This is a genomic window from Streptomyces sp. NBC_00683, from assembly GCF_036226745.1.
GTDB lineage: Bacteria > Actinomycetota > Actinomycetes > Streptomycetales > Streptomycetaceae > Streptomyces.
This window is the reverse complement of record NZ_CP109013.1, coordinates 358,353-383,707: the sequence shown is the minus strand read 5'-3', so window position 1 is coordinate 383,707 and position 25,355 is coordinate 358,353. Positions and strand designations below refer to the sequence as shown.

General features: G+C 68.3%; 24 protein-coding genes and 2 pseudogenes. 11 read left to right on the top strand and 15 right to left on the bottom strand.

Going from position 1 to position 25,355, the window contains the following annotated elements; translation table 11 throughout:
• Positions 1–1,005, top strand: a complete 1,005-nt coding sequence (locus OG257_RS01885; protein WP_329204258.1) for a HEAT repeat domain-containing protein — start codon at positions 1–3, stop codon at positions 1,003–1,005.
• Between the two features lie 41 nt (positions 1,006–1,046).
• Here OG257_RS01885 and OG257_RS01880 read toward each other — a convergent pair.
• The 3 genes and pseudogenes from OG257_RS01880 to OG257_RS01870 all read right to left on the bottom strand — a co-directional run.
• A pseudogene (locus tag OG257_RS01880) lies at positions 1,047–1,184 on the bottom strand (transposase); the annotation flags it as partial.
• Positions 1,185–1,215: 31 nt separating this feature from the next.
• The gene (locus OG257_RS01875) at positions 1,216–1,527 is read right to left on the bottom strand and encodes a hypothetical protein (protein ID WP_329204257.1); all 312 of its coding nucleotides are present in this window, start codon (positions 1,525–1,527) and stop codon (positions 1,216–1,218) included.
• A gap of 78 nt (positions 1,528–1,605) precedes the next feature.
• A pseudogene (locus tag OG257_RS01870) lies at positions 1,606–1,860 on the bottom strand (IS982 family transposase); the annotation flags it as partial.
• 24 nt (positions 1,861–1,884) lie between these two features.
• Between OG257_RS01870 and OG257_RS01865 the strand changes: the two are divergent.
• Entirely contained in the window at positions 1,885–2,274 is a 390-nt protein-coding gene (locus OG257_RS01865; protein ID WP_329204256.1) for a hypothetical protein, read from the top strand.
• 116 nt (positions 2,275–2,390) lie between these two features.
• Here the strand turns inward: OG257_RS01865 and OG257_RS01860 are convergent, their stop codons facing one another.
• Complete coding sequence (locus tag OG257_RS01860; protein WP_329204255.1) at positions 2,391–3,077, bottom strand: 2-phosphosulfolactate phosphatase; 687 nt, start codon at positions 3,075–3,077, stop codon at positions 2,391–2,393.
• A 252-nt stretch (positions 3,078–3,329) separates the two neighbouring features.
• Complete coding sequence (locus tag OG257_RS01855; RefSeq protein ID WP_329204254.1) at positions 3,330–3,764, bottom strand: VOC family protein; 435 nt, start codon at positions 3,762–3,764, stop codon at positions 3,330–3,332.
• Between the two features lie 155 nt (positions 3,765–3,919).
• Between OG257_RS01855 and OG257_RS01850 the strand changes: the two genes are divergently transcribed.
• The 3 genes from OG257_RS01850 (at position 3,920) to OG257_RS01840 (ending at position 5,847) form a co-directional block, all read left to right on the top strand.
• Positions 3,920–4,396, top strand: a complete 477-nt coding sequence (locus OG257_RS01850; protein ID WP_329204253.1) for a pentapeptide repeat-containing protein — start codon at positions 3,920–3,922, stop codon at positions 4,394–4,396.
• Positions 4,397–4,401: 5 nt separating this feature from the next.
• The gene (locus OG257_RS01845; RefSeq protein ID WP_329204252.1) at positions 4,402–5,181 is read left to right on the top strand and encodes a GOLPH3/VPS74 family protein; all 780 of its coding nucleotides are present in this window, start codon (positions 4,402–4,404) and stop codon (positions 5,179–5,181) included.
• A gap of 237 nt (positions 5,182–5,418) precedes the next feature.
• Positions 5,419–5,847 carry a VOC family protein gene (locus tag OG257_RS01840; protein WP_329204251.1) on the top strand — a complete coding sequence of 143 codons (429 nt, stop codon included), beginning with the start codon at positions 5,419–5,421 and terminating at the stop codon, positions 5,845–5,847.
• A 251-nt stretch (positions 5,848–6,098) separates the two neighbouring features.
• On the opposite strand, the gene OG257_RS01835 is transcribed toward OG257_RS01840, so the two are convergent.
• The 4 genes from OG257_RS01835 to OG257_RS01820 all read right to left on the bottom strand — a co-directional run bounded on the left by OG257_RS01835 (position 6,099) and on the right by OG257_RS01820 (position 10,040).
• Positions 6,099–6,743, bottom strand: a complete 645-nt coding sequence (locus tag OG257_RS01835) for a dihydrofolate reductase family protein (protein ID WP_329204250.1) — start codon at positions 6,741–6,743, stop codon at positions 6,099–6,101.
• Positions 6,744–7,046: 303 nt separating this feature from the next.
• Entirely contained in the window at positions 7,047–7,985 is a 939-nt protein-coding gene (locus OG257_RS01830) for a sigma-70 family RNA polymerase sigma factor (RefSeq protein ID WP_329204249.1), read from the bottom strand.
• A gap of 10 nt (positions 7,986–7,995) precedes the next feature.
• On the bottom strand, positions 7,996–9,186 hold the full coding sequence (locus OG257_RS01825; protein WP_329204248.1) for an NAD(P)/FAD-dependent oxidoreductase: 1,191 nt from the start codon (positions 9,184–9,186) through the stop codon (positions 7,996–7,998).
• 167 nt (positions 9,187–9,353) lie between these two features.
• On the bottom strand, positions 9,354–10,040 hold the full coding sequence (locus OG257_RS01820; protein WP_329204247.1) for an SMI1/KNR4 family protein: 687 nt from the start codon (positions 10,038–10,040) through the stop codon (positions 9,354–9,356).
• A gap of 205 nt (positions 10,041–10,245) precedes the next feature.
• On the opposite strand from OG257_RS01820, the gene OG257_RS01815 reads away from it, so the two are divergent.
• Together OG257_RS01815 and OG257_RS01810 are read left to right on the top strand one after the other, a co-directional pair.
• Complete coding sequence (locus OG257_RS01815) at positions 10,246–10,737, top strand: DUF2975 domain-containing protein (RefSeq protein WP_329204246.1); 492 nt, start codon at positions 10,246–10,248, stop codon at positions 10,735–10,737.
• Entirely contained in the window at positions 10,737–10,994 is a 258-nt protein-coding gene (locus OG257_RS01810; RefSeq protein ID WP_329204245.1) for a helix-turn-helix domain-containing protein, read from the top strand. Before OG257_RS01815 ends, OG257_RS01810 begins: the two co-directional genes overlap by 1 nt.
• Positions 10,995–11,133: 139 nt before the next feature.
• On the opposite strand, the gene OG257_RS01805 is transcribed toward OG257_RS01810, so the two are convergent.
• On the bottom strand, positions 11,134–11,640 hold the full coding sequence (locus OG257_RS01805; protein ID WP_329204244.1) for a hypothetical protein: 507 nt from the start codon (positions 11,638–11,640) through the stop codon (positions 11,134–11,136).
• A 607-nt stretch (positions 11,641–12,247) separates the two neighbouring features.
• Here OG257_RS01805 and OG257_RS01800 point away from each other — a divergent pair.
• Positions 12,248–14,308, top strand: a complete 2,061-nt coding sequence (locus OG257_RS01800) for a phosphocholine-specific phospholipase C (protein WP_329204243.1) — start codon at positions 12,248–12,250, stop codon at positions 14,306–14,308.
• 237 nt (positions 14,309–14,545) lie between these two features.
• Here OG257_RS01800 and OG257_RS01795 read toward each other — a convergent pair whose 3' ends face one another.
• Positions 14,546–15,310: a crotonase/enoyl-CoA hydratase family protein gene (locus tag OG257_RS01795; RefSeq protein ID WP_329204242.1), complete on the bottom strand. Its 765-nt coding sequence runs from the start codon at positions 15,308–15,310 to the stop codon at positions 14,546–14,548.
• Between the two features lie 248 nt (positions 15,311–15,558).
• Between OG257_RS01795 and OG257_RS01790 the strand changes: the two genes are divergently transcribed.
• Both OG257_RS01790 and OG257_RS01785 read left to right on the top strand, forming a co-directional pair.
• Positions 15,559–16,107: a hypothetical protein gene (locus OG257_RS01790; RefSeq protein ID WP_329204241.1), complete on the top strand. Its 549-nt coding sequence runs from the start codon at positions 15,559–15,561 to the stop codon at positions 16,105–16,107.
• Positions 16,108–16,206: 99 nt separating this feature from the next.
• Positions 16,207–17,205, top strand: coding sequence for a hypothetical protein (locus OG257_RS01785; protein WP_329204240.1), 999 nt, complete (start codon positions 16,207–16,209; stop codon positions 17,203–17,205).
• A 50-nt stretch (positions 17,206–17,255) separates the two neighbouring features.
• Here OG257_RS01785 and OG257_RS01780 read toward each other — a convergent pair whose 3' ends face one another.
• Positions 17,256–17,798 (bottom strand): DUF1707 SHOCT-like domain-containing protein, encoded by a 543-nt coding sequence (locus OG257_RS01780; protein ID WP_329204239.1) that lies wholly within the window; start codon positions 17,796–17,798, stop codon positions 17,256–17,258.
• Between the two features lie 177 nt (positions 17,799–17,975).
• A complete protein-coding gene (locus OG257_RS01775) occupies positions 17,976–19,424 on the bottom strand; it encodes a glycoside hydrolase family 76 protein (protein WP_443054238.1) in 1,449 nt (482 codons plus the stop codon).
• A gap of 436 nt (positions 19,425–19,860) precedes the next feature.
• Here OG257_RS01775 and OG257_RS01770 point away from each other — a divergent pair, with 436 nt between their 5' ends.
• Positions 19,861–20,475: a hypothetical protein gene (locus OG257_RS01770; RefSeq protein ID WP_329204238.1), complete on the top strand. Its 615-nt coding sequence runs from the start codon at positions 19,861–19,863 to the stop codon at positions 20,473–20,475.
• Between the two features lie 293 nt (positions 20,476–20,768).
• On the opposite strand, the gene OG257_RS01765 is transcribed toward OG257_RS01770, so the two are convergent.
• Both OG257_RS01765 and OG257_RS01760 read right to left on the bottom strand, forming a co-directional pair.
• A complete protein-coding gene (locus tag OG257_RS01765) occupies positions 20,769–22,526 on the bottom strand; it encodes a ThuA domain-containing protein (RefSeq protein ID WP_329204237.1) in 1,758 nt (585 codons plus the stop codon).
• Positions 22,523–25,345 (bottom strand): PQQ-dependent sugar dehydrogenase, encoded by a 2,823-nt coding sequence (locus OG257_RS01760; RefSeq protein WP_329204236.1) that lies wholly within the window; start codon positions 25,343–25,345, stop codon positions 22,523–22,525. The genes OG257_RS01765 and OG257_RS01760 overlap by 4 nt, the downstream gene beginning before the upstream one ends.
• Positions 25,346–25,355: the final 10 nt, after the last annotated feature.

Genomic DNA, 25,355 nt, shown 5'->3' with positions numbered 1-25,355 from the left:
GTGTTGATCGGTGAGGTGGCGCGACGGTCCGGGGTCAGTGCCCGCATGCTTCGGCACTACGAGTCGCTGGGTCTGGTGCGTCCTTCCGGTCGCACCGGCTCCGGCTATCGGGAGTATTCCGGGGAGGACATCCGGCGGATCTTCCACATCGAAAGCCTGCGGTCGCTGGGTCTGTCGCTGCGTGAGATCGGGCGCGCGCTCGACGATCCCGGTTTCACACCCTCGGCGCTCGTAGGCGACCTCATCCGTCAGACACACGAACGCATTGCCGCGGAGACCGAACTGCTCACACGGCTGCGCCGGATCGATGCCGCGGACCCCGCCGGCTGGGAGGACGTACTCCAGGTTGTCGTGCTCCTCCAGGCACTGGGATCCAAGAGTGCCGACGCGCGCCAGCGCGCGGCCCTTTCCTCGGTCGGCGAGGTTCCGGTGCCGGTGGATGCCCTGGTCGAGGCGGCACTGAGCGAGACGGACCCGATCGTTGCCGGGGCCCTGCGATGGGCGCTCGCGCGATCGGGCGACGGCGGCTCGGCACTGCTCGCGGAGGGCCTCCGCTCACCTGTGGCCGCGGTACGGGAACGTGCCGTTCAGTCCCTTGCCGAGATGCCCGACGATGAGGCCGCCGCGGGGCTGCGGGATGCCCTCGCGAACCACGACGCAGTGGTCCGCGGACATGCGGCTCTGGCGCTCGGGACACGTGGCATGGCCGATGCGGTTCCGACGCTCATCGACATGATCGTGGAGGGAAGGAACGACACCGACGCAGCCGATGCGCTGAGCGTGCTGGCGAAGGACACCGCGACGGCGGACCGGATCGCGACCGGGCTCGTCGAACGCCTCGCCCACGACACCGCCGAAGCGTCTGCACGTGGACGGCTGACCCAGGCTCTGGCAGGAATCCCGGGGACGAGAGCGTCGCGGGCACTCGAGGAGCTGTCGCAGGACGCGGACCCTGCTGTCGGGCTGACCGCGGCGTACCTTCTTCAGCTACGCGACGCACGGTGACGGACCGATCCGCCGCCGAATTCCGCAGGCAGGTCCGTTCACGGAGATCCGGTCCGGTACTTCCAGGCGATCGCGTCGACCACCTGCCGGTGATCACGCCATCTCCCTCCCCCGCGAAGGGTCCGGTCAGGCAACAGGGGCTCGATCCTGGCCCACTGGGCATCGGTCAACACGCTCAAGACAACGACAGGCGCCCTCCGCAGCAACGCCTCAGAACCCGGCCATGGACTTGTCGAGCAATCCGCCCAGCGCCCCGTAGATGCTGCAGCGAACCGAGTGCCTTGCCCTGCGACGGAGCCCGAACCCCACGATGAACGACAACGTGAGGAGCCCACCGAGAACGATCGCCACGACCGGGTTGTAGACGAAGTGCGCAAAGCACCCGACGCCGGTCCAGACCAGGATCGGCAGGAGCGAACCGCGCAGCACCGTCCAGAACCTGATCCGGTCCGGCCCCGACGGCAGAACGCGTCCATGCCACACCTCGATGTGGTTCCTGGTCACACAATGCTCAGGTGGCATGAAGCCATCCCACCACCGACAGCCCGGAGCCAGTGCAGTGATCCGTAAGAAACTGCCTAGATGATCTATTCCAAGGGGTCAGTGTTCGTAGGCGATCAGTGAGCGTAGGACGGTTTGTCCGGTGGCGTCGTTGTGCCAGATCGCGGCGGTCAGCGCGAGGATGCGTTGCATGACGCGGGCTATGACACCTCCGGGTGTGCGCCCTCGGTGCCGTTCGAGGTCAAGCTGACCCTTGAAGGTCTCGTTGATCGATTCGATGACCTGTCGCAGCGGTTTGAACAGGGCTGCGCCAGGCCGTTCCCGTTCACCTTTACGGGCAGGCCACAGCAACTGGAACCACACCACCAGGAGGAACCAGTGTCATACCCGCCACTGTTCACCCCCGAGGAGAAGCTCGCCGCCGCGAAGAAGCTGTTGAGCCTCCCGCGTATCGTCGTGGTCTGCGGCTCAACCCGTTTCATGACCGAGATGAGCGAGGCCGATCTGCGGGAGACGAAGGCCGGAAAGATTGTCGTCAAACCGGGCTGTGACATGAAGTCGCCGCACGAGCTTTGTTCCGATCCTGTCGAGGCCGAGGCGCTGAAGGTTCGACTCGACGATCTGCACCGGGCGAAGATCCGGCTCGCTGATGAGGTGCTCGTAGTCGGAGACTACATCGGAGACAGCACCCGAGCCGAAATCGCCTACGCCCGGTCGCTGGGCAAGCCCGTGCGGTTCACGCACCCCGAAGTCGACCCTGACGCCTGACCGCCCGCTGCCACCTCGACAACCAGGGCCGGCAGCCCGCCGCCTGTCCGTCTCGCGGTGGCATCGGCCGCCGCCCACCCCACAACCCTTCACAGGTATCCCTTGGAATTGATCATCTAGGGCTGTGAAGACATCGCGTGTGGGCGCAGGACCATGAGTGAGGCCTCCAGGGTCGCCACCATGGCAAAGGGGAACCGGTCGAGCTCAAGACAGAGCGCGACGTCGTCGGGATGGACTCCCTGACGCACACCCTCCGTCAGCTCGACTGCGGCGCGCGACGCGGCAGCGCGGTGGAGGAACTCAGCAGCATCTGTCCTGGCCTCGGCAGCTCTCCCAGCGATGTACTGGGCGCACGCCAGGTCTTCATCGGCTTGTCCGTCTTCGCCGGTGACCACGAACGTGACAGTGTCGCTCTTGCGCGTCCGCAGGAGCCGAGCCGTTGCCTCCGCCACCACGAAGCTGGCGCACAGCACCAGAGACGCCTCCTTGACCGCAAGGGCACCGACCGTCCCTGCCGTGGTCTTCTGCACAACGGTCCGTCCGCCGAGGTCGATGGACCGCAGCATGCCCGGTGAGTTGACGGTGTCGAACCCGGGCGCGGACGCACCGTCCTTGATCGCCACCCAATCCGGGTGGCGGGCCTTCAGAGCCACGGCCTCGTCCAGCGACTCAGCAAGGACGATCTTTTCGGCGCCCTGGGCAAAGGCCCAAGCAGCCACGGTGAAAGCACGCATGACGTCGACCACGACCGCCACGGGCGGGGTTTCGACCAGATCAGGGATACCGAGGAAACGAGTGTCCATGCCGGTCATGATCGTGCACGCCCGGCCCGAGGCGCCCGGAGTATGGTGCGCATCACAATGGGTGTCACACCGGGCCACGCGCAAGGCCGAATCGGCCAACTGCGTTATCTCTTACGAGATGCCCTGGGTACGACGGTGCGTGAGCGGGCATTGCCGGCGGCCTGAACAGATGGGTTGGCGCGCCCACGGGATGGCGACCCTCGGACGTTCAACTGCACCGTTCGGCTCGGAAGGTGACACAGTCGCGGCTACTCAGTCGAGGCAGAACTCGTTGCCCTCTACGTCCTGCATCACGAGGCACGACTCGTTGTCGTCATCGGCAGCCAGCAGTCGCACGCGTACCGCGCCGAGCGGGACCAGTCGCGCGCATTCGGCCTCAAGTACGGCCAGACGCTCTTCACCGACGAGCCCGGTGCCGACCCGCACGTCGAGGTGCACCCGGTTCTTGACGACCTTGCCTTCGGGGACGCGCTGGAAGTACAGCCGCGGGCCCACACCCGAGGGATCGCTGCAGGCGAACCAGGAATCCCGCTCCTCAGGCGGCTGCGAGCTGGTGAAATCGTCCCACGTGGCAAAGCCCTCCGGGGGCGGCGGTACGACGTACCCCAACGCCTCGCACCAGAAACGAGCGACGCGCTCAGGACTTGCGCAGTCGAAGGTGATTTGAACCTGCTTGATCGACGCCATCGGTCCACCATAGAGGCAGGTTCCTTCGTAGTCGCGACGGGACCGCCCCTGGAGCGCCTGTGGTGCAGGGCCCGAGTCCTGGCGGCAACACCGGCTCCAGCCGGACGCAGGAAATGCGGGCGACAGCCACGGACCAGGCTGACACGCTGACGCACATGACCACGCCGCCGACCGCGAGACAACGACTTGCCGCGCTGCCCAGGTATGCGGCTCTGAAAGGTGAGGACTTCACCGGCCAGAACCTTGCCTCGGCTCGCACGTCTCGATTGCGGTTCACCCGCTGTACGTTCACCGGGGCGGATCTGCGCCACGCCACGCTGGACGGGTGCTGGTTCAAGTTCTGTGACTTCAGCGGCGCAGACCTGCGCGGTGCCTCGTTGCGCGAGGTCAGCCTGGCCGGATGCGACCTGCGTGGTGCTGACCTGCGCGACACCGATCTGACCGACGCCAGGTTCGGAAGCGTGAACACCGGCATGCCTCCGTTCGGGCTGACCGACATCACCGGCGCCCGGTTCGAGGAAGCGTCCCTGCGCAATGTACGAGCGGAAGGCGTCATCGGATGGCCACCGCCCGGGCCCGGGGGAAGCAGCCGCGGAAGCCTCCCGTCCGCAGTACCTCCACGCCTACTGTGACCCGTATGACCATGGGGGACGAACTGCTTCTGCTCGCGATGGGGACCGGTCGACGGCATCCGCGGATTCGGTCCGAGAACCGGCTGCGGATCGCCCTGAGTGCCGCGGAGCTGGCCGAACTGTGCCTGGCCGGCCGGATCGCCTTCGGCACCCGCCGTATCGAGATCCTCGACCCCGCGCCCGTCGAGGACCGCCGCCTCAACAACGTCCTGCTCGGCCTCGGCCGGACCGTCCCGCCGCCCTCCCTCCACGACTGGCTGCGCCTGGCGCCGCGGTCCCTCATCACCGAATACTTCTCCCGGCTGGAGGACCAGAAGGCGCTGAGGTCCCGCCGCCGACGCGACGCGGCCGGACGTACCCGGCACGACATCCTTTCCGTCGACGTGCTCCGCCGCCGAGGTGTCTTGGACCGTCTCGACGCAGTGACCCGCTCGGGCCCCGGGATGCCGCCCGCCGACCCGCGCGACCTCGCGCTGGCCGTCCTGGTCCGGGTGGCGGACATCGCCCCTGCCGTGTACCCCGGTGTACGGGGCGCCGCCGCACGTCGTCGCCTGGCCGCCCGTACCGCGACCGGCACTGCCCTCCTCGCCTCCACGCAGGCAGCCGCCCCGTTCGGCGAGGGAGACGCAGAGTCTCCGGCCGCCCAGACCTTCCTGCCTGCGGGCCAGCTCGCGAAGGAGCTCGTCAAGCTCTACTCCGAGGTGACCACCGGCGACCAAGGACTGGGCCACTACCTGGACTCGGGCGGCTGGTCCGACGGTGGCGCGGGCAGCCACCACGACTGAGGCACAGGCTCCGACCGGACGCTGGTGAGGTCTGGGTGGTCCGGACCGCAGGTACGCGGACATCACCGGGTGCGTGTCCGTCTGGTTGAGTCGTCTCGACTGCCGAAGACCCAAACCCATCACGTGAAGAGACCTTCAAAAGTTGTTCTGGAGCTGGTCGTTGGTAGGAGGACGGCCGGACAGCACGTGGATCCATCGGGGGAACGGGAAGCAGTGTCCACTTGATACGGTGCGCCGATGTCGGCGATCAAGAAGTTCCAAGTCACCTTTGACTGCGCAGAACCTGAGCGTCTCGCTCGTTTCTGGTGTGAGGTGTTGGGGTACGTCGTACCGCCGCCCCCGGAGGGCTTTGCCACGTGGGACGACTTCACCAGCTCGCAGCCGCCTGAGGAGCGGGATTCATGGTTCGCCTGCAGCGATCCCTCGGGTGTGGGCCCGCGGCTGTACTTCCAGCGCGTCCCCGAAGGCAGGGTCGTCAAGAACCGGGTGCACCTCGACGTGCGGGTCGGCACCGGGCTCGTCGGTGAAGAGCGTCTGGCCGTACTTGAGGCCGAATGCGCGCGGCTTGTCCCGCTCGGCGCGGTACACCTACGCACGCTGTACGACGGCAACGATTCGTGCATCCCGATGCTGGACATCGAAGGCAACGAGTTCTGCATCGACTGAGCTCTCTTCGAGCCGGCGAGGTGGGAAGTTGCCCCCTCGGCTACCCGGGACAGCGGAGCGAGCTGCCGAGGCGTCAGGTTCGCATGCCGGTAGACCACTACTGCCGCTGCGACCGCGTAGGTTCGCCGGGTTGGTGCCCCATCCCGCGCAGACCAGCGACCAACGCAAGGAACGCGCCCGTAGCGAGAGGGGCATCCGCCGGGGCGGACGCCCCCTCGCAGTCGCAGTCTGAAATCGAGTGGGCCCCTACATCACCTTCGCCAGAACAGGTGGTGCGTCACGCCGCTCGGGCTGGGTACGACCTCCAGGTGGAAGCGATCGAGCAGCTCATCGGGGGACTCCCAGAGTCGTAGTCCGGACCCGAGCTTTATCGGCGAGACCGCCACATGCATGGTGTCGACGAGGTCGGCATCAAGGAACTGCCGGATGGTGGTGACCCCGCCGCCGAGTCGGACGTCCTTGCCCTCCGCCGCTTCCCGCGCCTGTTCGAGGACCGCAGCCGGGTCGCCGTCGACGAAGTGGAACGTGGTGTCGGAGAGCGTGAACGATGGACGCTCGTGGTGGGTCATGACGAACACCGGAGTACGGAACGGGGGCTCCTCCCCCCACCAGCCACGCCACTCATGGTCCTGCCAGGCCCCGCGCTGGGGCCCGAACTTGTTGCGGCCCATGATCTCGGCGCCGATGTTGTGTGCGAAGTCTCGCGTGAGGTAGTCGTCGAGGCCACGGCTCCCGCCGTGATCCGTGCGCATGGGCCAGCTCGCCGTGGCGCCGGCCCAGGCAAACAGCCTCTCGGGGTGGTCGAGGCCGAACGGTTGCTCGAGACTCTGGTGCTCACCGGCGCCGATTCCGTCATTCGAGACGTTGAAGTTCATGACTTTCAGTAGTTGATCCATATGTTTCCTCGTCAGGTCCTGTCGCGTCATCGTGTGGCGAGGCGCCGCACATCAAGGCGTCGAACGGGACGTGGCCGGATCGACAGCCACTCACAACTTTTTCCAGGACGGGTCAGGAAGCGGCCCCCTCGGCGGTGTTGCCGTGGCGCACGCGGACGGCTTCGAGGTAGCAGCGGTGGCGGCCACGACAGCTCACATGCGTTGCAACGGGCGTTGCCGCACATCTGGACCGCCGGAAGGGGCTCGTTCGTTCAAGGTGCGTCTCCGGGAGGCCGCCGGGTCACTGGAGTCCGGTCGCGCCGCTCACCATGCGTTGATGACCGGCGCGTCGGGTTCGTGCTGCCGCCAGACCTCGTTCAGGCGCCCGAGCCGGTCCGCGGCCGCGATGCCGCGCAGGGACGCGACCTTGCCGTCCCTGACTTCGAACGACACGGCACCCACGACCCGGTCGTCGACCACGGCCAGGACGGCCGGGGAGCCGTTGACCAGCGCGATATGGATCGACGGCGAGCCGCCCGCCAGCCGCCGCTTGGCCGGCGTGGGCTTGAAGCCGGCCCGCACGTAGGAGGCAACACGCTCGCGCGTCGTGTACCGCAACAGCCGTTTGCTCAGGCCGGCGCCGTCCGAGACCGCTGTGACGTCATCGGTGAGCAGCGCCACCAGCCGTTCGGTCCGTCCCGATGTGGCTGCGGCGAGGAACTCCTCGACGACCTGGCGTGCGGACGCGGGGTCGGCCTCATGGCCGCGAGGGCGCTCTGCGGCGACCCGGATCCGCGCCCGGTGGACATGCTGCTGGCTTGCGGACTTGGTGATGTCGAGGATCCCGGCGATCTCGGCGTGGCTGTACGAGAAGGCCTCACGCAGGACGTAGACGGCCCGCTCGACAGGCGAGAGGCGCTCCAGGAGGGTCAGTACGGCCAAGGACACCGATTCGCGCTGTTCGAAGGTGTCGGCAGGGCCGAGCATCGGGTCGCCATCGAGGAGAGGTTCGGGCAGCCAGGCACCGGCCGCACGCTCGTGGCGCGCCTGCGCCGAGCGGAGCCGGTCGAGGCAGAGGTTGGTGACGACCTTGGTCAACCACGCTTCCGGCACCTCGACCCGGCCATGGTCTGCGGCCTGCCAGCGCAGGAACGTGTCCTGCACGGCGTCCTCGGCGTCGGCGGCCGAGCCGAGCAGACGGTACGCGAGCGAGGCCAGCCGGCCCCGGCTGGCCTCGAACGTGTCGACGGCTGCTCTGTCCATGCGGAACAGCCTATGCGGCTGCCCTCACGCCGGCCCGGTCAGGCGCGGTGGCCGTGCGGCGCTTGCGCTTCGGCATGCCGAAGGTGGGGTGGGCGATGCCCCACCCCGCCCCCTTGAGTACGCCCGACTTGAGCCGCGCGGCGGTCCGGCCGCCCAGGTACCAGGACTTCGACCGGACGTCGCCGTCCACCATCTGGAAGATTGCGTCCCGGCGGCCGAGGCTGATGTGGTTGCCGTAGTACTTCAGCCCGGTGGTGGGGACCTTGCTGCCTGTCAGGCGCGCGATGATCGCGGCGGTCGCCTGCATGTTGGTGAAACCGGCCGAGGCGCAGGACATCGGCAGCGGCCGGCCGTTCTCGCCGATCGCGTAGGCGCAGTCACCGGCGGCGTAGACATCCGGGTGCGAGACCGAGCGCATGGTGCGGTCGACGACGATCTGGCCGGTTTCGGCGACCTCCAGGCCGCCGGCGGCCGCGATGGGGTGCACGGCGAACCCGGCCGACCAGACGGTCACGTCGGCCGGGATGGACGTGCCGTCGGCGGCGATCGCCCGTGTCGGCTCGACGGCTTCGATGCCGGTGTGCTCGTGGACGGTGACGCCGAGCCGGTCGAAGGCCTGGCGCAGGTGGCGGCGGGCCTTGGGGGAGAGCCACGCGCCCAGCTCGCCGCGGGCGGCCAGCGCGACCGAGAGGTCGGGCCGGGACTCGGCGAACTCGGTTGCGGTCTCGATCCCGGTCAGCCCTTCACCGACGACCAGCACGGTGCCGCCCTCGCCGAGCCCGGCCATGCGCTCGCGCAGACGCAACGCCGACGACCGGCCGGTCACATCGAAACTGTACTCAGCCGCGCCGGGGACGCCGTGGTGGGCCACGGAGCTGCCCAGCGCGTAGAGGAGCGTGTCGTACGCGAGCTCGCTGTCGCCGTCCTCGCCGGTCACGGCGACGGTCCTGCGCCCGGGGTCGACGCCGGTGACGCGCGCCAGGCGCAGCCGCACCCCGGTGCCCGCGAACACGTCGGCGAGCTTGCTGGACGTGAGGTCCTGGCCGATCGCGAGCTGGTGGAGCCGCATCCGCTCAACGAAGTCGGGCACGGCGTTGACGACGGTGATCTCGGTGTCGGCGGGGGAGAGCCGGCGGGCCAGGTTCCCGGCGGCGAAGGCCCCGGCATATCCGGCGCCGAGTACGACGATGCGGTGCTTCATGACGTTGCTCCTGTCTCGTTCGCGTGCCCCTTGAACGAGATAGCGCCCCGATTGCTGACAGGAGATGAATGTGACGTGGGTCACGTGATCGAAGTGGGCCTCTGGGCTTCCGATAGATGCTTCGGAGCCGCATACGTCGCCCGCAGGGCGCGGCCTTCCCGACGGCCTCAGGTGTGCGACGGCGACGTCAGTGCCATGTGCTCGGCCTGCTCCAGCCAGGTGATGTACCAGTGGGCGAAGGTCACGGGTTTGCTGTCGCCGTCGAGGAGCGGCACGAGGCCGACGTCGTCCGCTCGGCGGTCGGACCAGATGGTCCCTCGGTGGCGGCCGCTGATGACCAGCCACTCCCGCTGGGCGCAGCCCAGATGGGAGATCGGGATTGCGCCTACGGTTCTCTCGGGCGCGAACATGAGGGCGGCCCACTGCTCGTCCCACGCTTCGAAGGCGTCGTCGAAGTCCTCGATCTCATCGAAATCCTCTTCCTCGGGGCGCTGTGCAAGGAGTCCCTCAAGAGCCTCGGGGGCCGGGCCCTGGTCGGGGAATGGCTGGGCGATGGTGTCGAGGTCGGCCAGATCGGCACCGTCGCCTTCCCAGCGCCACCGGCCCTGTACGCGCCGCACCGGGAAGAGGCCGTAAGTGGGGCCGGCGCCGCCCGCGGCGACCTGGCGGAGGAAGGTCCGGTATTCCTCGGGCAGCCTTGCGCCTATCTGCTCTTCGAGGTCGGCGAGATCGCTTTCGGTGAGCGGCTCCTCCAGGGTCCACTGGTGTCCGAGAGACCCGAACACTTCACTGCTCGCCGGCTGAGCGCCCAATGCGCCGACTCGTTCGCGGATCCCTGCCCACTGATCAACCATGTGCTGACCGTACGTGCCACCACTGACACCAGTCGTCGGTCGTCAACTCCTTGGTTCCTCGCGGCCACCCATGAGAGCTCAGTGGTCAAGGGAAGTGCTCAGTCGCCGGCGCTGCGAGTGGGCGTCCCGGTGGGTCCGTCCCAGCTCTTGTTTCATCTATCGATATTCGATAGATTGCCATCGTCATTCGATGGAAGGATGGGTCATGGGAAAGCTTGCAGTGCGTGCGCTGCGCGCCGTGCTTGCGGTGGTGCTCCTCGGCACCGTGTTCGTACAGGCATCGATGGTGTGGGTGTTGGTCAGCGGGAACGACCCGGAGGACGGGTCGCTCCCACTGACCCCGCTGCGCCTGATCACCGTCCTCGGCATGGTGTCGGCCCAGGTCGCCCTGGTCTGCGTATGGCGGCTGGTGGCGATGGTGCGACGCGGGACCGTGTTCTCCCATACCGCCTTCCGGTACGTGGACGGCGTGATCGGCGCGATCGTGGCGGCTGCCCTCCTGTGGTTCGCGGTCACGGCCATCAATGCGCCTGGCCAGCGGGAAGACCCGGGCGTCACCGTCATCATGGGCGGGGTGGGTGTGGCCATCCTGGGCGTCGCGCTCATCGTGCTCGTGCTGCGGATGCTGCTCGCCCAGGCGGTCGCGCGCGACGTCGAAGCGGCGCAGATGCAGGCCGAGTTGAACGAGGTGATCTGATGCCGATCGCCGTCGACATCGACGTGATGCTGGCCCGGCGGAAGATGTCCGTGGGTGAGCTAGCGGACCGCGTCGGGATCACTCCCGCCAACCTGGCGGTACTCAAGAACGGCCGCGCCAAGGCGGTGCGCTTCGCGACGCTTGCCGCGCTCTGCGAGGTGCTCAAGTGTCAGCCGGGCGACCTGCTGCGCTGGGAGGCCGAGGAGGTCGAGGAGGCCGAGGAGGTCAAGGAGGCAGAGGGCGCCGCGGGCGGATGAGGTGCCCCGAGGCGGGGGTGAAACGCATCGCCGCCGGCCTCGGGTGCGACGCGCGCGACGCCGGCCGGCCGCTCGCCCGCCTCGGAGTCACCGTGATCACGAACCCGCCGGATCGCGCAGAACCGTTTCGCCCGTTGATCTACGCAGGGATGAGGACGGTTACCCATTCCGCTTCACGTGGCCGGTACCCGTATCGGTCCCTCAGTCCCGACACGATCGCCGGGACGTGACCGGCTCCGTAGACGATGGCCACCCGGATCGGCTCGTCGCCGCGCTCCGTGTAGATCTCGCCGAGCGCTTCGAGCAACCGCTGGTCGCGTCGATCCGAGATCGCGTGCATCACGGGGTCGTCGGCTGCCAGTTCCGCCCGCAGCGTCGACGGCAGATCCTCGACCACCAGGTCTTCATCGAGGAAGGCGCGCGGACCGCGCAGCGCGAACACCAGGCCCATCACGGGAGCCGTGACCATGAGCATCAAGTACATCCCCCGCGGCAGTGTCTTCAGGTCCGCGACCGCCTCCGCCGCGGTCACATCCGGGTTGATGACCTCCACCCCCTCGGGAAGCAACAGCTCCGCGCGCTGCTCCTGCAGACCGTTGCGCCGCCGACGTGGGGCGAACCGGTAGGCGAGCGTTAGTGTGCTCACTCCGACCGACCTCCCTCGGATTCCCTCCATGACTATGAGGTCGCATTCCCTGAGCCTGAGCCGGACCTGGGAGTAGAACGTCGGCGAAGCCACATGCACCATCGGGAAGATCACGAATTCAAGTGGTGTCCCTTTCCGTCTCATGGTGATCACAGCAGATCGGACGGCGTACCCGGTCACCTCGATGATCTGCATGATTCCCCCGCGAGCCCGGCCCGGTTGCTCTTCCACCCGTACCAGGACACGAGCCCGCCCGCGGCCGTGGTTCCCTGCCGGTACAAGTTGCCGCCGGACTGCGGAGGCACCCCACGAAACCTCAACCGTCGGCGCGGCTCGGCCACGGTTTCCCCTTACCGTCCGCACGGTTCGAGTACGCGTGGCGGGAACTGACCTCTGCGCAAAGAGCGTGCTACCGGGGCCTGTTGTGCGCGGAGGTCTTGCCCGTACCCTCCCACCAGTCGTCGGCGTGGGCAGGTCCGTGCCGCAAGGGAGGCTTTCGTTCTCCAGGTGTACGCCGTGGTGTCACGAACCCACCCCCGCCCGGTACCCCGGGACCGCTGTCCTTGGGGCGCCCCCGATACCCCCCATAACCCAGAGGTCGTCACCCATGACAGAGCTTGACCGTCGCAGGTTCCTGCAGATCGCCGGAGGCACCGCGGCCTTCGCCATGCTGAACGAGAGCATCGCGAGGGCCGCCGCCATTCCGGCGCAGGGCAGCACAGGAACGATCCAGGACATCGAGCACGTCGTCGTCCTGATGCAGGAGAACCGTTCCTTCGACCACTACTTCGGGGCCATGAAGGGGGTACGAGGCTTCGGGGACCCCCGGCCCGTGCTCCAGGACAACGGCAAGTCCGTCTTCCACCAGTCCAACGGGACGAAGGACATCCTCCCCTTCAACCCCCAGGTGGCGGACCTCGGGATGCAGTTCCTGGAGGGGCTGGACCACGACTGGGCCGGCGGCCACCAGGCCTACAACAACGGCAAGTACGACAAGTGGGTACCGGCGAAGACCGCCACGACCATGTCGCACATGACACGGAACGACATCCCGTTCCACTACGCCCTCGCCGATGCCTTCACCGTGTGCGACGCCTACCACTGCTCCTTCATCGGAGCCACCGACCCCAACCGCTACTACCTCTGGTCGGGCCACACCGGCAACGACGGCACGGGCGGTGGACCGGTCCTCGGAAACCAGGAGGCCGGCTACGGCTGGAAGACCTATCCCGAGCGGCTGGAGTCGGCAGGGGTCTCCTGGAAGGTCTACCAGGACATCGGCGACGGCCTGAACGCCGCCGGGTCCTGGGGCTGGATCAACGACGCCTTCCGCGGCAACTACGGCGACAACTCGCTGCTGTACTTCAACAACTACCGCAATGCGCAGCCCGGAAGCGCCCTGTACGAGAAGGCCCGCACCGGCACGAACGCCAAGGCGGGCGACGGGTACTTCGACCGGCTGCGCGCGGACGTGGTCAACGGGACCCTCCCGAAGGTCTCCTGGATCGCCGCCCCCGAGGCCTTCAGCGAGCACTCGAACTGGCCGACGAACTTCGGTGCCTGGTACATCTCGCAGGTCCTGGACGCGCTGACGGCGAACCCTGAAGTCTGGGCCAAGACCGCCCTGTTCATCACCTACGACGAGAACGACGGCTTCTTCGACCACGTCGTTCCGCCGTACCCTCCGGCCTCCTCCGCCTGGGGCCTCTCCACGGCAGACGTGTCGAAGGACCTGTACAAGGGCGGCGGGGGTTACGCGGCGGGCCCCTACGGGCTCGGTCCGCGCGTGCCGATGATCGTCGTCTCGCCGTGGAGCAAGGGCGGCTACGTCTGCTCCGAGACCTTCGACCACACCTCGGTGATCCGCTTCATGGAGAAGCGCTTCGGGGTGCAGGAGCCCAACATCTCGCCGTGGCGCCGCGCCGTATGCGGGGACCTGACGTCGGCCTTCGACTTCGCCCGTGCGGACGCGGCCCCCGCCGCGCTGCCCTCCACGGCCGGGTACGTGCCGCCGGACAAGGACCGCCACCCGTCCTACCACCCGACCCCGCCGGCCACGGGCACCCTCCCGAAGCAGGAGGCGGGCTCCAAGCCGACCCGCGCCCTCGGCTACAGCCCGTACGTGGATGGCCGGGCCACCGTCTCCACCGGCAAGTTCACCCTGACCTTCGCCGGCGGCCCCACCCTGGGCGCCCACTTCCACAGCACCTCGGGCAACCGTACGGACGGCCCCTGGCCCTACACCGTCGAGGCGGGCAAGACCCTCTCGGACACCTGGAGCACCAGCAGCTCCACCGGCAACCAGATCGATCTCACGGTCTGGGGCCCGAACGGCTTCGTGCGCACCTGGAAGGGCCCGGCGAAGAAGGCCGGCCCCGAGGTCACCGCCCGTCACGTGGCGGCCGGTGGCAACCTGACGCTCAGCATGACCAACTCCGCCTCGGCCGCGGTCAACCTCACGGTGACCAACGCGTACGGCGGCGCGGCTCAGACCTTCAAGGTCAACCCCGGTGCGACCGTCTCCCACACGGTCGACCTGCGTGCCACCGCCCGCTGGTACGACGTCAAGGTCGTCTCCGACGCCGACGCCGGCTTCCTGCGCCGCTTCGCCGGTCACGTGGAGACCGGCGCTCCGGGCGTCTCCGACCCGGCGATCAGGACGGTCTGAGCGGTCCTTCAGGTTGCGCACCAGCCGCCGTTCCAGGTCCGGAAGGTCGTGGGCGTGGTGTGTGTCGTCGTTCCGTCACACCTGGCCGCTGGCGTGTTGATCCAGCAGCTGCGGAACCCCGAGAGGAATTCCGCAGCTGCTGGAACCCATGAGGTGACCGGCCGGCCGTCACCCGTGCGGCCCGCCGGTCCTCGGCATTCACGAGCGGGCATGGGGTGTCGTCGGTCGTGCGCCGCATCAGCGTTCGCCGAAGGACCCGTGCCGTCCCGCCCCGGCCGAGAACCGCGCCGCGCCCTCCATGCTCTCGCCCAGCACGCGCGTCCCGTGGCGGAGTTCGACCTGGACGGCGGCCTGTTCGTCGAGGCCTTCCTGGTCGAGGACGGAACTCCGGTCGGCCCGGAGGCAGGCCTGCGGGAAGCCGGCGATCGAGGCGGCCAGGGCCTCGGCCTCCACACGTGCCCGGCCCGGTGGGACGACACGGTTCGCGAGTCCCATCTCGTACGCCTCGGAGGCGGTGACCGGGCGGCCGGTCAGGATCATGTCCATCGCGCGGCTGGTGCCGATGAGGCGGGGGAGACGTACGGTGCCGCCATCGATGAGCGGTACGCCCCAGCGACGGCAGAAGACGCCGAAGACCGCGTCCTCCTCGGCGACCCGCAGATCGCACCAGAGTGCCAGCTCCAGACCGCCGGCGACGGCATGGCCTGCCACCGCCGCGATCACCGGCTTGGACAGCCGCATCCGCGTCGGACCCATCGGCCCGTCGCCGTCCTCCGTGACGTGGTTGCCGCGCTCCGTGGCGAGCGCCTTGAGGTCCGCGCCCGCGCAGAACGTGCCGCCCTCGCCCCACAGGACCGCCACCCGCGCTGTTTCGTCCTCCTCGAACGCCCGGAATGCGTCGGCGAGTTCGGTCGCCGTCGGGCCGTCCACCGCGTTGCGGACCTCAGGCCGGGAGAGGACGACGGTGGTGACGTGCTCCTTGCGTTCGATCCGGACCGGCATCGCGAGACCCCTTCGTGTGGCGAAGCCAGCAGGTTACTCCCGAGTCACCCCGAGGGGGCAGATCCCTTGCTCCCGGCCCGAGGTCGTTTCCGTCCCGGTCCGGGACCGACCGACGCGGGGTACATGAGCCACCCGCCCAGCCAACCCCTGCAAGGCCCGTCCCGCCGAACACCTCACCCCGTCACCCGCCTGGATCTACCATCAGGTCAGGACGGTGACGTTCTGCCCACACCCTCGGGGAGCCACAGATGACAACACCGGCCACCGACCACACGCCGGACTATCCACCGCGGACCCCACCCCCGCCGAAGCGGCCGGTCTCCCCGCCCCGCCCGGAGACTGCGGGTCCGAGTGAGGACCTGGCCGAGGGGCGGATGCCGGCGCGATCCGGGCGGCGCGGCGTGGGCATGGTGAACCGGCGGGGTGCGAACTGGGTGCTGGAGTCGGCACCGTGGGCTGCGGGGAAGGCCCGGGTAGCGGTGGTCGGCCAGCTGCAGAAGTGGGGCTACCTGCCGACCACGGGCACGGTGACGGCCGTGGAGGCGGTCGTGACACTCCTTGTCGACGCGGCGACCACCGACCCCGGAACCCGTATCACCGTCCATCTGTCCGACCAGGACGGGCAGGCGTGCATTCTCGCCCTCTCCCACAGCACGACCCTGACCTCAGGTCACGAGGACGGTGGGGACGATGTTCTGCACCGGATCACCGCCCACCCCGCGGTCACCGGATGCGGGACGGACACCGGTACCGACGGGCGCCGCACCTGGGCCGTCGTCGGGCTCCGACCTGGGTAGCTCGCGCTGCCCAGGCAACGGCACCCAGGGGCTTGACCGTGTCGGCATGCCGGAAAACCCCTGGCACACCAGAATCCGTGGGGTCGATACTCGCTCCTCATGAGGCGTGATGACCCCGGTCGAGACATTTCTGCCAACCCGGCCTTGCGGCGCGTACTGGGACGGCTCGGCGGCCCGGAGCTGTTGGACCTGTTGAGCAGTGGTGTGTCCGGTGGTGACCTGACCACCTTGCTGCTCGAGGTGTTCCGGCGGCGGGCGGACCGGCTCTCGCCTGCGGAAGTGATGCGGCGCTACCGCAGCGATCGGTTCGTCGCACCGGCACCGACCAGCTTCACCGCACTCCGTCGCACCGAAGACGCGTTGTTGTCCGCATTGCCCGACGCGTTCGAGATGCTCGTGCTGGCCCCTGTCCTGCCTCTGGCAGCTCATTCGTCCGTCGCGACCGTCGATCCGCGCAAGGTGATCGCAACGGTTCGCGGCAGCGAGGTCGCCGCCGACCCGACGAACGCCTTGGCTCTGGAGGCATCCCTGCGACGTTCCCTGGCCCTGGCCGCCGCTCCTCGTTCACCAGCGCTGGTCCGGCTGGCAGCCAGTCAGAGAGTCGCTCGGGCACAGCACTTCGGCGATCCCGGCATGCTCGCCCATTTCCAGATCTTCGGCCTGGTGACCGCCGGCCGAGACACGGGCAACCGGTCCTTCGAACACCAGCAGTTGGCCGAACACCTGAGGTTCGCGGCTGCGGCGTTGGCCGCCGCCGGCGCGCAGTACACGCAGGTCCGGCTCACCTGTCTGGAGGACGCGAGCCGGCCGGTCATCGAACGGGTACGTGGTGACCTCGCCGCCCTACCAGCAATCAGTGTGGTCGAGGACCCCGAAAGGACGACCGGACGCGGCTACTACACGGGCATGTGCTTCAAGATCTACACCAGTGTTGAAGACCAGTACCTGGAAGTCGCCGACGGCGGATTCGTCGACTGGAGCCAGCTCCTCACCGGAAACCGCAAGGAACGCCTCCTGATCAGCGGCTTCGGCGTCGATCGCATCGCTGATATCCACCGAACGGAAGCGGCCTCAGGGGGTGCCGGCCCGAACGCGTGAACCAGGGGCTCGTGGCGAAGCGGGAACGCCGCCGGGTCTTGTGGTGGAACTCAGCGCCACGCGTGGCGGATCTTCAACCGCCCGAAACCCATGGTCCCGGAGATCCGGATACTCGGCCCGCCGAGGCGGGAGCGCCGCCGGGCCTTGTAGCGCGTGTCTTTCCACCCGGTGTGCAGACCCTCCACATCGACGATCGCGTCGCGAGGCACCGTGATCCTGGCCTTGCCGGTGCCGAGCTGCAACTCGATGTCCACCACCGAATGCTCGATGACCGCCCGGGTCAGGTCCAGGGACACACTTCCGAATGCGGATTCGACCTTGAGGGTCCGAGGTACCCGCCATGCGCCGCGCCGCCGGATCCGTCCGCCGGCGGCGGCAATCGTGGACGTGGTGGCTGCCTTCTCCTCCGGGAGCGAGGCCAGAGGCGACACGAGGTCGCCGCGTGTCCTGGCGGTGAGCACCTGGTGGAGGCGTTCGTCCAGATCCTCGTGAGAGAGGTGCCCTTCGGTGTACGCCTCCTGCAGGCGCCGCACGGCCGTGTCGCGGTCGTCTTCGCTGATCAGTGACGGCAGGTCTTCCGGCAGGGAGGTCACCGTCTCACTCTAGTGCCGTGGTGGCGATGCGAACACGCCAAGGTCCTCAGCGATCAGGCCATTTGATCGGAGGACCGATCCCGCGACCCGGATCCCGCCGTGCGCATCCCTCAAGGTGCGGAAAGCCGAGTGTCTCCCACGCGGCCCCCGCACGCCGTCAGTTCACTCCTCGGCTTCTCAGCCCGTAGCGGCATTGAGGAGGTCCAGAACGCTCTGCTGGCAGCCGTAGTCGGTGGTGGCGCTGCCCCCGGTCCAGTGCGGGCCGTACTGGTCGAGCGCGTTGCGGTTACGGTCGTAGGCGCTGTTCGCCCAGCGGGTGAGGGCGGCGGCATAAGGGCGGTCGGACAGCTGGCGGTTCAGGGTGCCGAGGCCGCGGACGTAGGCACCCTTGAAGCTCGGGCCGTCTCCCGTGCAACTGTCGCCCTCGCCGGGTTCGCGCAGTACGCCATCGGTCTGGAGCCGGACCGAGGAGGCGTCGGCCAGTCCGCGTGCGGTGGTCAGGAGGCCGGAGTCGCCGGTGGCCTTGTGGAATTCCGCCAACGCGCCCAGGATGACGCCCTGGTTGTACGTCCAGGTGGGCTGACCGTTGTTGGCGCAGGAGTCGTTGAGACCGTCGTTGATCATGCGGTCACCGTTGATCATGCCGCTCCGCTGGAACCAGCTCCATTCGTTCCTTGCCCGCTCCAGGTAGACGATGTCGCCCGGGATGCGGTTGTGCAGGGCGGAAGTGAGCTGGAGGAAGAGCTCGTTGGTGATGGCGTTCTTGTAGTTGCCGTTCGTGTTCCACCGGACCCCACCGCCACAGGTGCTGTTCCAGTTGGCGTACATGTGGTCCGCGTCGGCCCGCGCGGTGTCGAGGTAACGGCGGTCGCCGGTCAGGTCGTACGCGGCGATCCAGGCCAGACCCCACCAACCGGTGTCATCGAGGTACTCGTTCCGGAACTGTCCTCCCTGCGCGTTGAGGTTCCTCTCGTACGTTTCGGCGATGGCGTAGGTGTAGCTGCCCATGCCGCTGATACGGATGTTGTCGATGATCGCGGTCAGCGCATTGGCGCTGGTCCACCAGCCGTTGCCGCCGAAGAGTTTGGTGCCCCGGTCGAACGACATCATCAGGGCGGTGGCCGCAGCGGTGCTTCTGCTGCCCGCGTTCCAGGTGGTGCGTGCCCAGGGGGTACACGCGATGGCGCCTCCGGCAGGCTGCCCGCAGGCCCGAAGAGCGCCGACGCCCTGGGTGTTCCAGTCGTCGACGTTGTACATCTGGGTGCGCCAGCCGCGCCCTCCGGCGGGCACCGCGGTGTCGCCGAGACGGCTTCCCGACGCCCAGGTCCGGCCGCCGTCCATGGATCGGTCCAACCAGACTTGGTCGTTCGGTCCGCCGTTGTCGATGGACGCCCACCCCATCGCGTCGGCGTCGTCGAAGTGCAGCGCGATCGACCGCGAGGAGACCGTGGCAGTCACGGGGATACGGTCCTGGGGACTCAGTCCCGGATCCCGCGCGTCGCAGTACTTGTTGCACACGACCGTCGGTGCCGCGGCGGCGGTGGACGACATCCCGCCTACGAGGAGCGTCGATAACGTTGTCAGCGTGGCGAGGAGAGCGATGGATGCCGTTCTCGGTGGCTTCATGGAGGAGGCTCCTGAAACATCTGGTCGCAGTGGGGGGTGCGCCGTCCAGCATGAGAGCGCTCTCCGAAGCTAGCCAAACGTCATGGCCACGTCAATGGATCGGGCGCCGTGGGAGAAGGCGTCGAACGGCCTTTTCGTGAGGGCGAGTTCATGCGCCGGTGGAGCTGTCCGAGCAGGTGGACGACTGCACGTCACGAGGTGGGGAGCCTCGCGCCACCACGATGGTGCGTCGACGTCGTGTGCACAGTTTCGCGCCAACGCCGGGGAGCTGTAAGGCGTCAAGGTCTGCCCTCCCGGTGGATGCGGAGCCCTGTGAGCGCGCGCCGCAAAAGCCATCTTCCGTGGTGGATTGGTATCTCCTGGGCCGTTGCCGTCGCTGTGGTCGGTAGCATCAGCCTTGATAGGCGTTTGAGACACAGCGAAAGCCGAGGACTGCATGTCCGAAAACACTCCTACGTCCACCATCAGCGCGGACTACACGCAGCGGATCACAGAGGATCTTGCGGCGAACCGGAAGGAACAGGACCGGGCGCGTGCCGAGTTGACCCGTCTGCAGGACGAGCTCATCCAGCTGGAGGAGGGTGAGCAGGTCCTGGTCAAGATGCAGGACGTGCTGAGCGGTTCCGGAAAGCCGGAGGAGCGCAAGGGCAAGGACCGCAAGGAGGCGTCCGTTCCCGCAGCCCGCCGCCCCAAGAGCAAGCCTGCGTCGGAGAAGAAGGGACGCGCGCCGAAGTCCCAGGCGGTCCAGGAGGTTCCCGCCGACGGGGCCGCGGCGTCCAAGGGCTCCGGCGAGCCTACGTGGCGTGAGTTGGTCACCGGATACCTCGCCGGTCAGCGGGAACCGAGGTCTGCCGCCGAGGTGGCTGCCGCCCTGACCGAGTCGCACCCCCAGCGCAAGCCCCAGGTCGCGGTGGTGCGCAACACGCTTGAGCAGGGGGTCGCCAATGGGCTGCTGGAGCGCTTCAAGCAGGGACGCTCCGTCTATTACAGCCCCGTCCCTGTATCCGCTGCCGCCTCGAGTCACGACGGGGCCGGGGAGTCGGCACCGTAGGTCCCGCCTCAAAGGCCGGTGGAACAGCAGTGGGGCATGGCGGGAGAATCAAGCGCGACCTGCTCGAACAACGATGTGGCCGGTGCGACACCTGATGATCGGTCGGGCACGTTGAGCGTTGGCGTTGTCGTTGAATCCCGGCCTGACCACCCTCGTCCTGATGCCGCCCTGGAACGTGGAGGAACGGCGGCGGGGCGCTTCGGCGTCATGCGCCCGCCGCCGTCACCGGCCCGGTGTCGCGGCCGGTTCCGTCGGCGCCGCCTCCCGCGGTGCCGACGGAGTCGAGGGGTTGCTCAGGGCAGAACCCACTTCTGGTTGGCACCGGTGTGGCATGACCAGAGGTGGACCTTGGTTCCGTCCGCCGAGGAGGTTCCTGACGCGTCGAGGCACTTGCCCGACTGTGGGTTCCTCAGCGTGCCGTTGGCCTGAGGTACCCACTTCTGGGCGCCGGTGCCGTTGCAGGTGTAGAGCTGGACCTTCGTGCCGTCGGCCGATCCGCCACCACTGATGTCCATGCACTTGCCCAAGGCCCGCAGCGTGTCGTCCGCGACGACCGTCCACTTCTGGGCTGCCGAACGGTTGCAGGTCCACAACTGGATCTGCGTGCCGTCGGCACTCGCGCCGCTCGCGACGTCGAGGCACTTGGCACCGATACCGGTGATGGCACCCTCGCGGGGTCCGGTCGAGGCTCCCAGTTCCTTGATGCGGATGTTGCGGAAGGAGACGTCGTCGCCGGCGCCGTGGTTCTGCAGGCCGATGTGGCCCTGCTGGAGGCTGCGGGCGGGATCGGTCTGGGTGAAGTCATTGATCTTGCGGCCGTTGAGGAAGACCTGGAGTCGTTCGCCCTCGACCCGGATCTCGTAGGTGTTCCACTCTCCCGGCGGGTTGAGCGCCGCGTCGCGGGCGGGCAGGTCAGCCGATTTGAAGCCGTAGACGGATCCCGTGGTGCGGTCCGGGGAGTCCGTCGCGTCGATCTGGATCTCGTAGCCGTTGTTGACGGCCGACCACGGGTCGTCGGAGGCCGGGAAGCCCACGAAGACGCCGGAGTTGTCGTCACCGGCCTGCCGCCAGTCGAGCTTCAGTGAGTACGACTTGTACTCCTTGGCCTCGTACCAGAACAGACCGAGGCCGCCTTGGGAGGTGAGAGTGGCGTCGGAGTCGCTGAAGGATCCAGGTCCGGCCTGCTTCCACCCTTGGCTGCCGGAGGGGCCGTAGAGGGACGTGTAGCCCGTCTCCGGTCGGCAGTCGGCCTCCGTCAGGCGCGCGGCCCAGCGGATGCCCCCGAGCAGATGGCGGCGGAAGGCGGGATCGGTGTAGGAGTCCTCCGTGTGGCCGCCGCCTGTGTAGAAGGCACGACCGCCCTCGTAGTCCTTGCACCAGGCGATCGGGTGGTCGCCGCCCATCGCGCCGCCGCTGTACGTGGACTCGTCGAGCGATGCCAGGACGTGTGCGGTCGTTCGCGGGTTGGTGCGGTAGTCGTACCACTCGTCGGTCCGCTGCCAGGTCCGGCCGAGGTGCGAGGTGGCGTCGTGAGCACGGTCCTCCACGGTCACCGTGGCCGGCTGGATCTGCGGGTGGGACCGGAACAGAGCACCGGCAAGACCGCCGTACCAGGCCCAGTCGTACTCGGTGTCGGCCGCCGCGTGGATGCCGACGTAGCCGCCACCGGCGTTGATGTACCCCTCGAAGGCGGTCTGCTGAGAGGCATTGAGGACGTCGCCGGTGGTGGAGAGGAAGACCACAGCCTCGTAGCCGGCCAGGCCGGCGGGGTTGAAAGCAGCCGCGTCCTCGGTCGCGGTGACGGTGAAGTTGTTGGCGGCGCCCAGCTCGCGTAAGGCAGTGACGCCTTCGTCGATGGAGGAGTGGCGGAAGCCGGTGGTCCTGGAGAAGACCAGCACGTCGTACGCCGGGTCGGCCGCCGCGGGGGAGGGGAGGTGGGCGGGCGTTCCGGGCTCGGGTTCGGCGGCGGTGGAGACCGCCGTGGGCAGGGCGGCGGCGCCCAGGAGAGCGCTCGCGGCCCAGATGGCGAGGCGCTTGTGTCGTCGGCTCATGGCAGGATCCACTTCTGGTTGGCACCGGAACCACAGGTCCACAGGTGGAGCTTGGTGCGGTCGGCGGAGGACGCTCCGGCCGCGTCCATGCACTTGCCCGACACCGGGTTCTTCAGGGTGCCGTCCGACTGCGGCGCCCACTTCTGGGCTCCGGTGTTGTTGCATCCGTACAGCTGGATCTTCGTCCCGTCGGCAGTGCCGCCCCCGCTGATGTCCAGGCATTTGCCGAGCGCGCGCAGAGTCCCGTCCGTGCCGACCGTCCACTGCTGGGCGGCCGTCCCGTTGCAGCCGTACAGCTGGATCTGCGTGCCGTCCGCACTGGCTCCGGCCGCCACATCGACGCACTTGCCGTCGATGCCCGTGATCGGGCCGGTCCGTGCCTGGGTGCCGTCGGTCGTGAAGGTGAAGTCGTCGACATCGAAGAGGGATCCGCTGCCCCCCTTGAAGACGAGGTGGAGGGTGGTGGTGCCGGCAGGACGGTTGGTGAGGTTCGCGGACACGTCCTGGAAGGATTCCCAGCCCCCGGTGGCGGGGACGGCCGTCGATCCGAGCAAGGTGCCTGTGGGTGAGCCGGCCCGTACTTCCAGGGTCCCTCCCGCGGCGCCGGAGGCGATGCGGGCGGTCAGCTTGGTGGCGTTGGTGAGGAGGTACGGCTTGAACGAGATCCAGTCGCCGTTCTCGATGTAGCCGACCGCCTTGCCTCCGTGTGCCGCCGTCTTGTCGACGATCGTGACACCGGCGGAGTCCCCGAAGTGCTCGGCCTGGCGCTGGCTGCCCTGGCTGAGGTTCTGGTCGTGGGTGGTCAGCGCGGGCTGTCCGTTCGCTCCTCCGTCGGTGTACTCGGCGTCCCAGACGCCGAAGATGTTCGCGTTGGGGTCGTGCTCACCGTCGGCGATGGTCTTGAGGGTGCCCGAACAGCCCGTGGCGGATGTCTGCAGGTGGCCGTGGCTGTCGTGTCCGATGATGAAGTTGACCTTGACCCTGGAGCAGTCGATCGCACTGTCCTCGGGGTCGGTGACGGTGACCTTGAAGGGGACTGCGGCGCCCATGTCGATGATGGTGCCGTCGGTGGGCAGTTCCAGGGTGACACTGGGCGCCGTGTTGCCGACGGTGATGATCACTGAGGCGTTCGCGGTCTTGCCGGTGCCGTCGGAGACCGTCAGTTCCGCGGTGTAGCGGCCGTTGGTGGTGTAGGTGTGCGAGGGGTCGGCCGCGGTGGAAGTGCCGCCGTCACCGAACTTCCAGGCGTAGGTGAGGGGGTCGCCGTCGGGGTCGGAGGTGCCGGCGGACGAGAACTTCACGGTGAGGGGGGCCTTGCCGGAGGTGCGGTCGGCGGCCGCCTTGGCGAGCGGGGCCCGTTCCCCGGTGACGTACTCGATGCGGTACACGGCGCTGTTGGCGTCGCCGTTGAAGTAGCCGGTGCCGTAGTCGAGGACGTACAGCGCACCGTCAGGGCCGAAGGCCATGTCCATGATCTGGGTGCCCTGCCAGGGGAAGGCGTTGATCGACTGGACGGCTCCGTCGGCGCCCTGCTCGATGCGTTTGATCCACTTGCGGCCGAACTCACCGGCGAAGAAGTCGCCGTCGAAGTGCTCGGGGAACTTGACCGTCGAGGTCGAGGCCGCGTCGTAGTGGTAGACGGGCCCGCCCATGGGTGACTCGGAACCACTGCCGAACTCGGGGACCGAGCCGCCGTCGTAGGGGATCCAGGCGGGCTGGGCCGGAGGGAGGTCCGTCAGGCCGGTGTTGTTCGGCGAGGTGTTCCTGGGGGCCGAGCAGGAGAAGGCTGCCCCGGACGTCGAGGTGGCGAAGTCGTAGTCGACGTAGGCGCTGTTCTTGCCGACGCAGTAGGGCCAGCCGTAGTTGCCCGCCTTGGTGATCCGGTTGAACTCGACCTGCCCGGCAGGTCCGCGGCCTGCGTTCGCGGTGCCGGCGTCGGGGCCGTAGTCACCGAGGTAGACGGTCCCGGTGGGCTTGTCGACGGACATCCGGAAGGGGTTGCGGAAGCCCATGGCGTAGATCTCGGGCCTCGTCCTCGCGGTTCCCGGAGCGAACAGGTTGCCCGACGGGATGGAGTAGCCGCCCGCCGCGTTCACCTTGATGCGCAGCACCTTGCCGCGCAGGTCGTTGGTGTTGCCCGCCGAACGCTGGGCGTCGTAGGCGGGGTTGCGGTTCGGTCGCTCGTCGAGGGGGGCGTACCCGTCGGAGGCGAAGGGATTGCTGTCGTCGCCCGTGGAGAGGTACAGGTTGCCCTGGGCGTCGAAGTCAATGTCGCCGCCGACATGACAACACAGGCCGCGGCTGGCGGGGACGTCGAGGACCTTCGTCTCGGACACGGTGTCCAGGGTGCCGTCGGTCCTGAGAACGAAACGTGAGAGCCGGTTGACGCCGTCGAACGGCGTGAAGTCGGCTGATGAACCGTTCGCGGGGGCGTCCCCGGTGGGAGTCGAGAGCTTCGGGGCGTAGTAGAGGTACACGAAGCGGTTGCCGGTGAAGCCCGGGTCGACGCCGATGCCCTGGAGGCCCTCTTCGTCGTGCGAGTAGACGTCGAGCCGGCCGGCGACCTTGGTGGTACCGGCGGCGTCGGTGAGGCGCAGGGTGCCGTCCCGTGAGGTGTGCAGGACGGACCTGTCGGGCAGGACGGCGAGCGTCATCGGCTCACCGGTCTCGGCCACCCCTTTGGCAAGGGTGACCTGCTGGAACTCGTCGGCTGCCGCAGGCGCGGCTTCGGCCGGTCTCTGCTGGGCGGTGAGGGTGCCCGCGGCGGCGAGCAAGGTGCAGGCCAACGCCGCGAGAGCTCGGGTGAGTCTCCTGTGCACGCGAATCCTC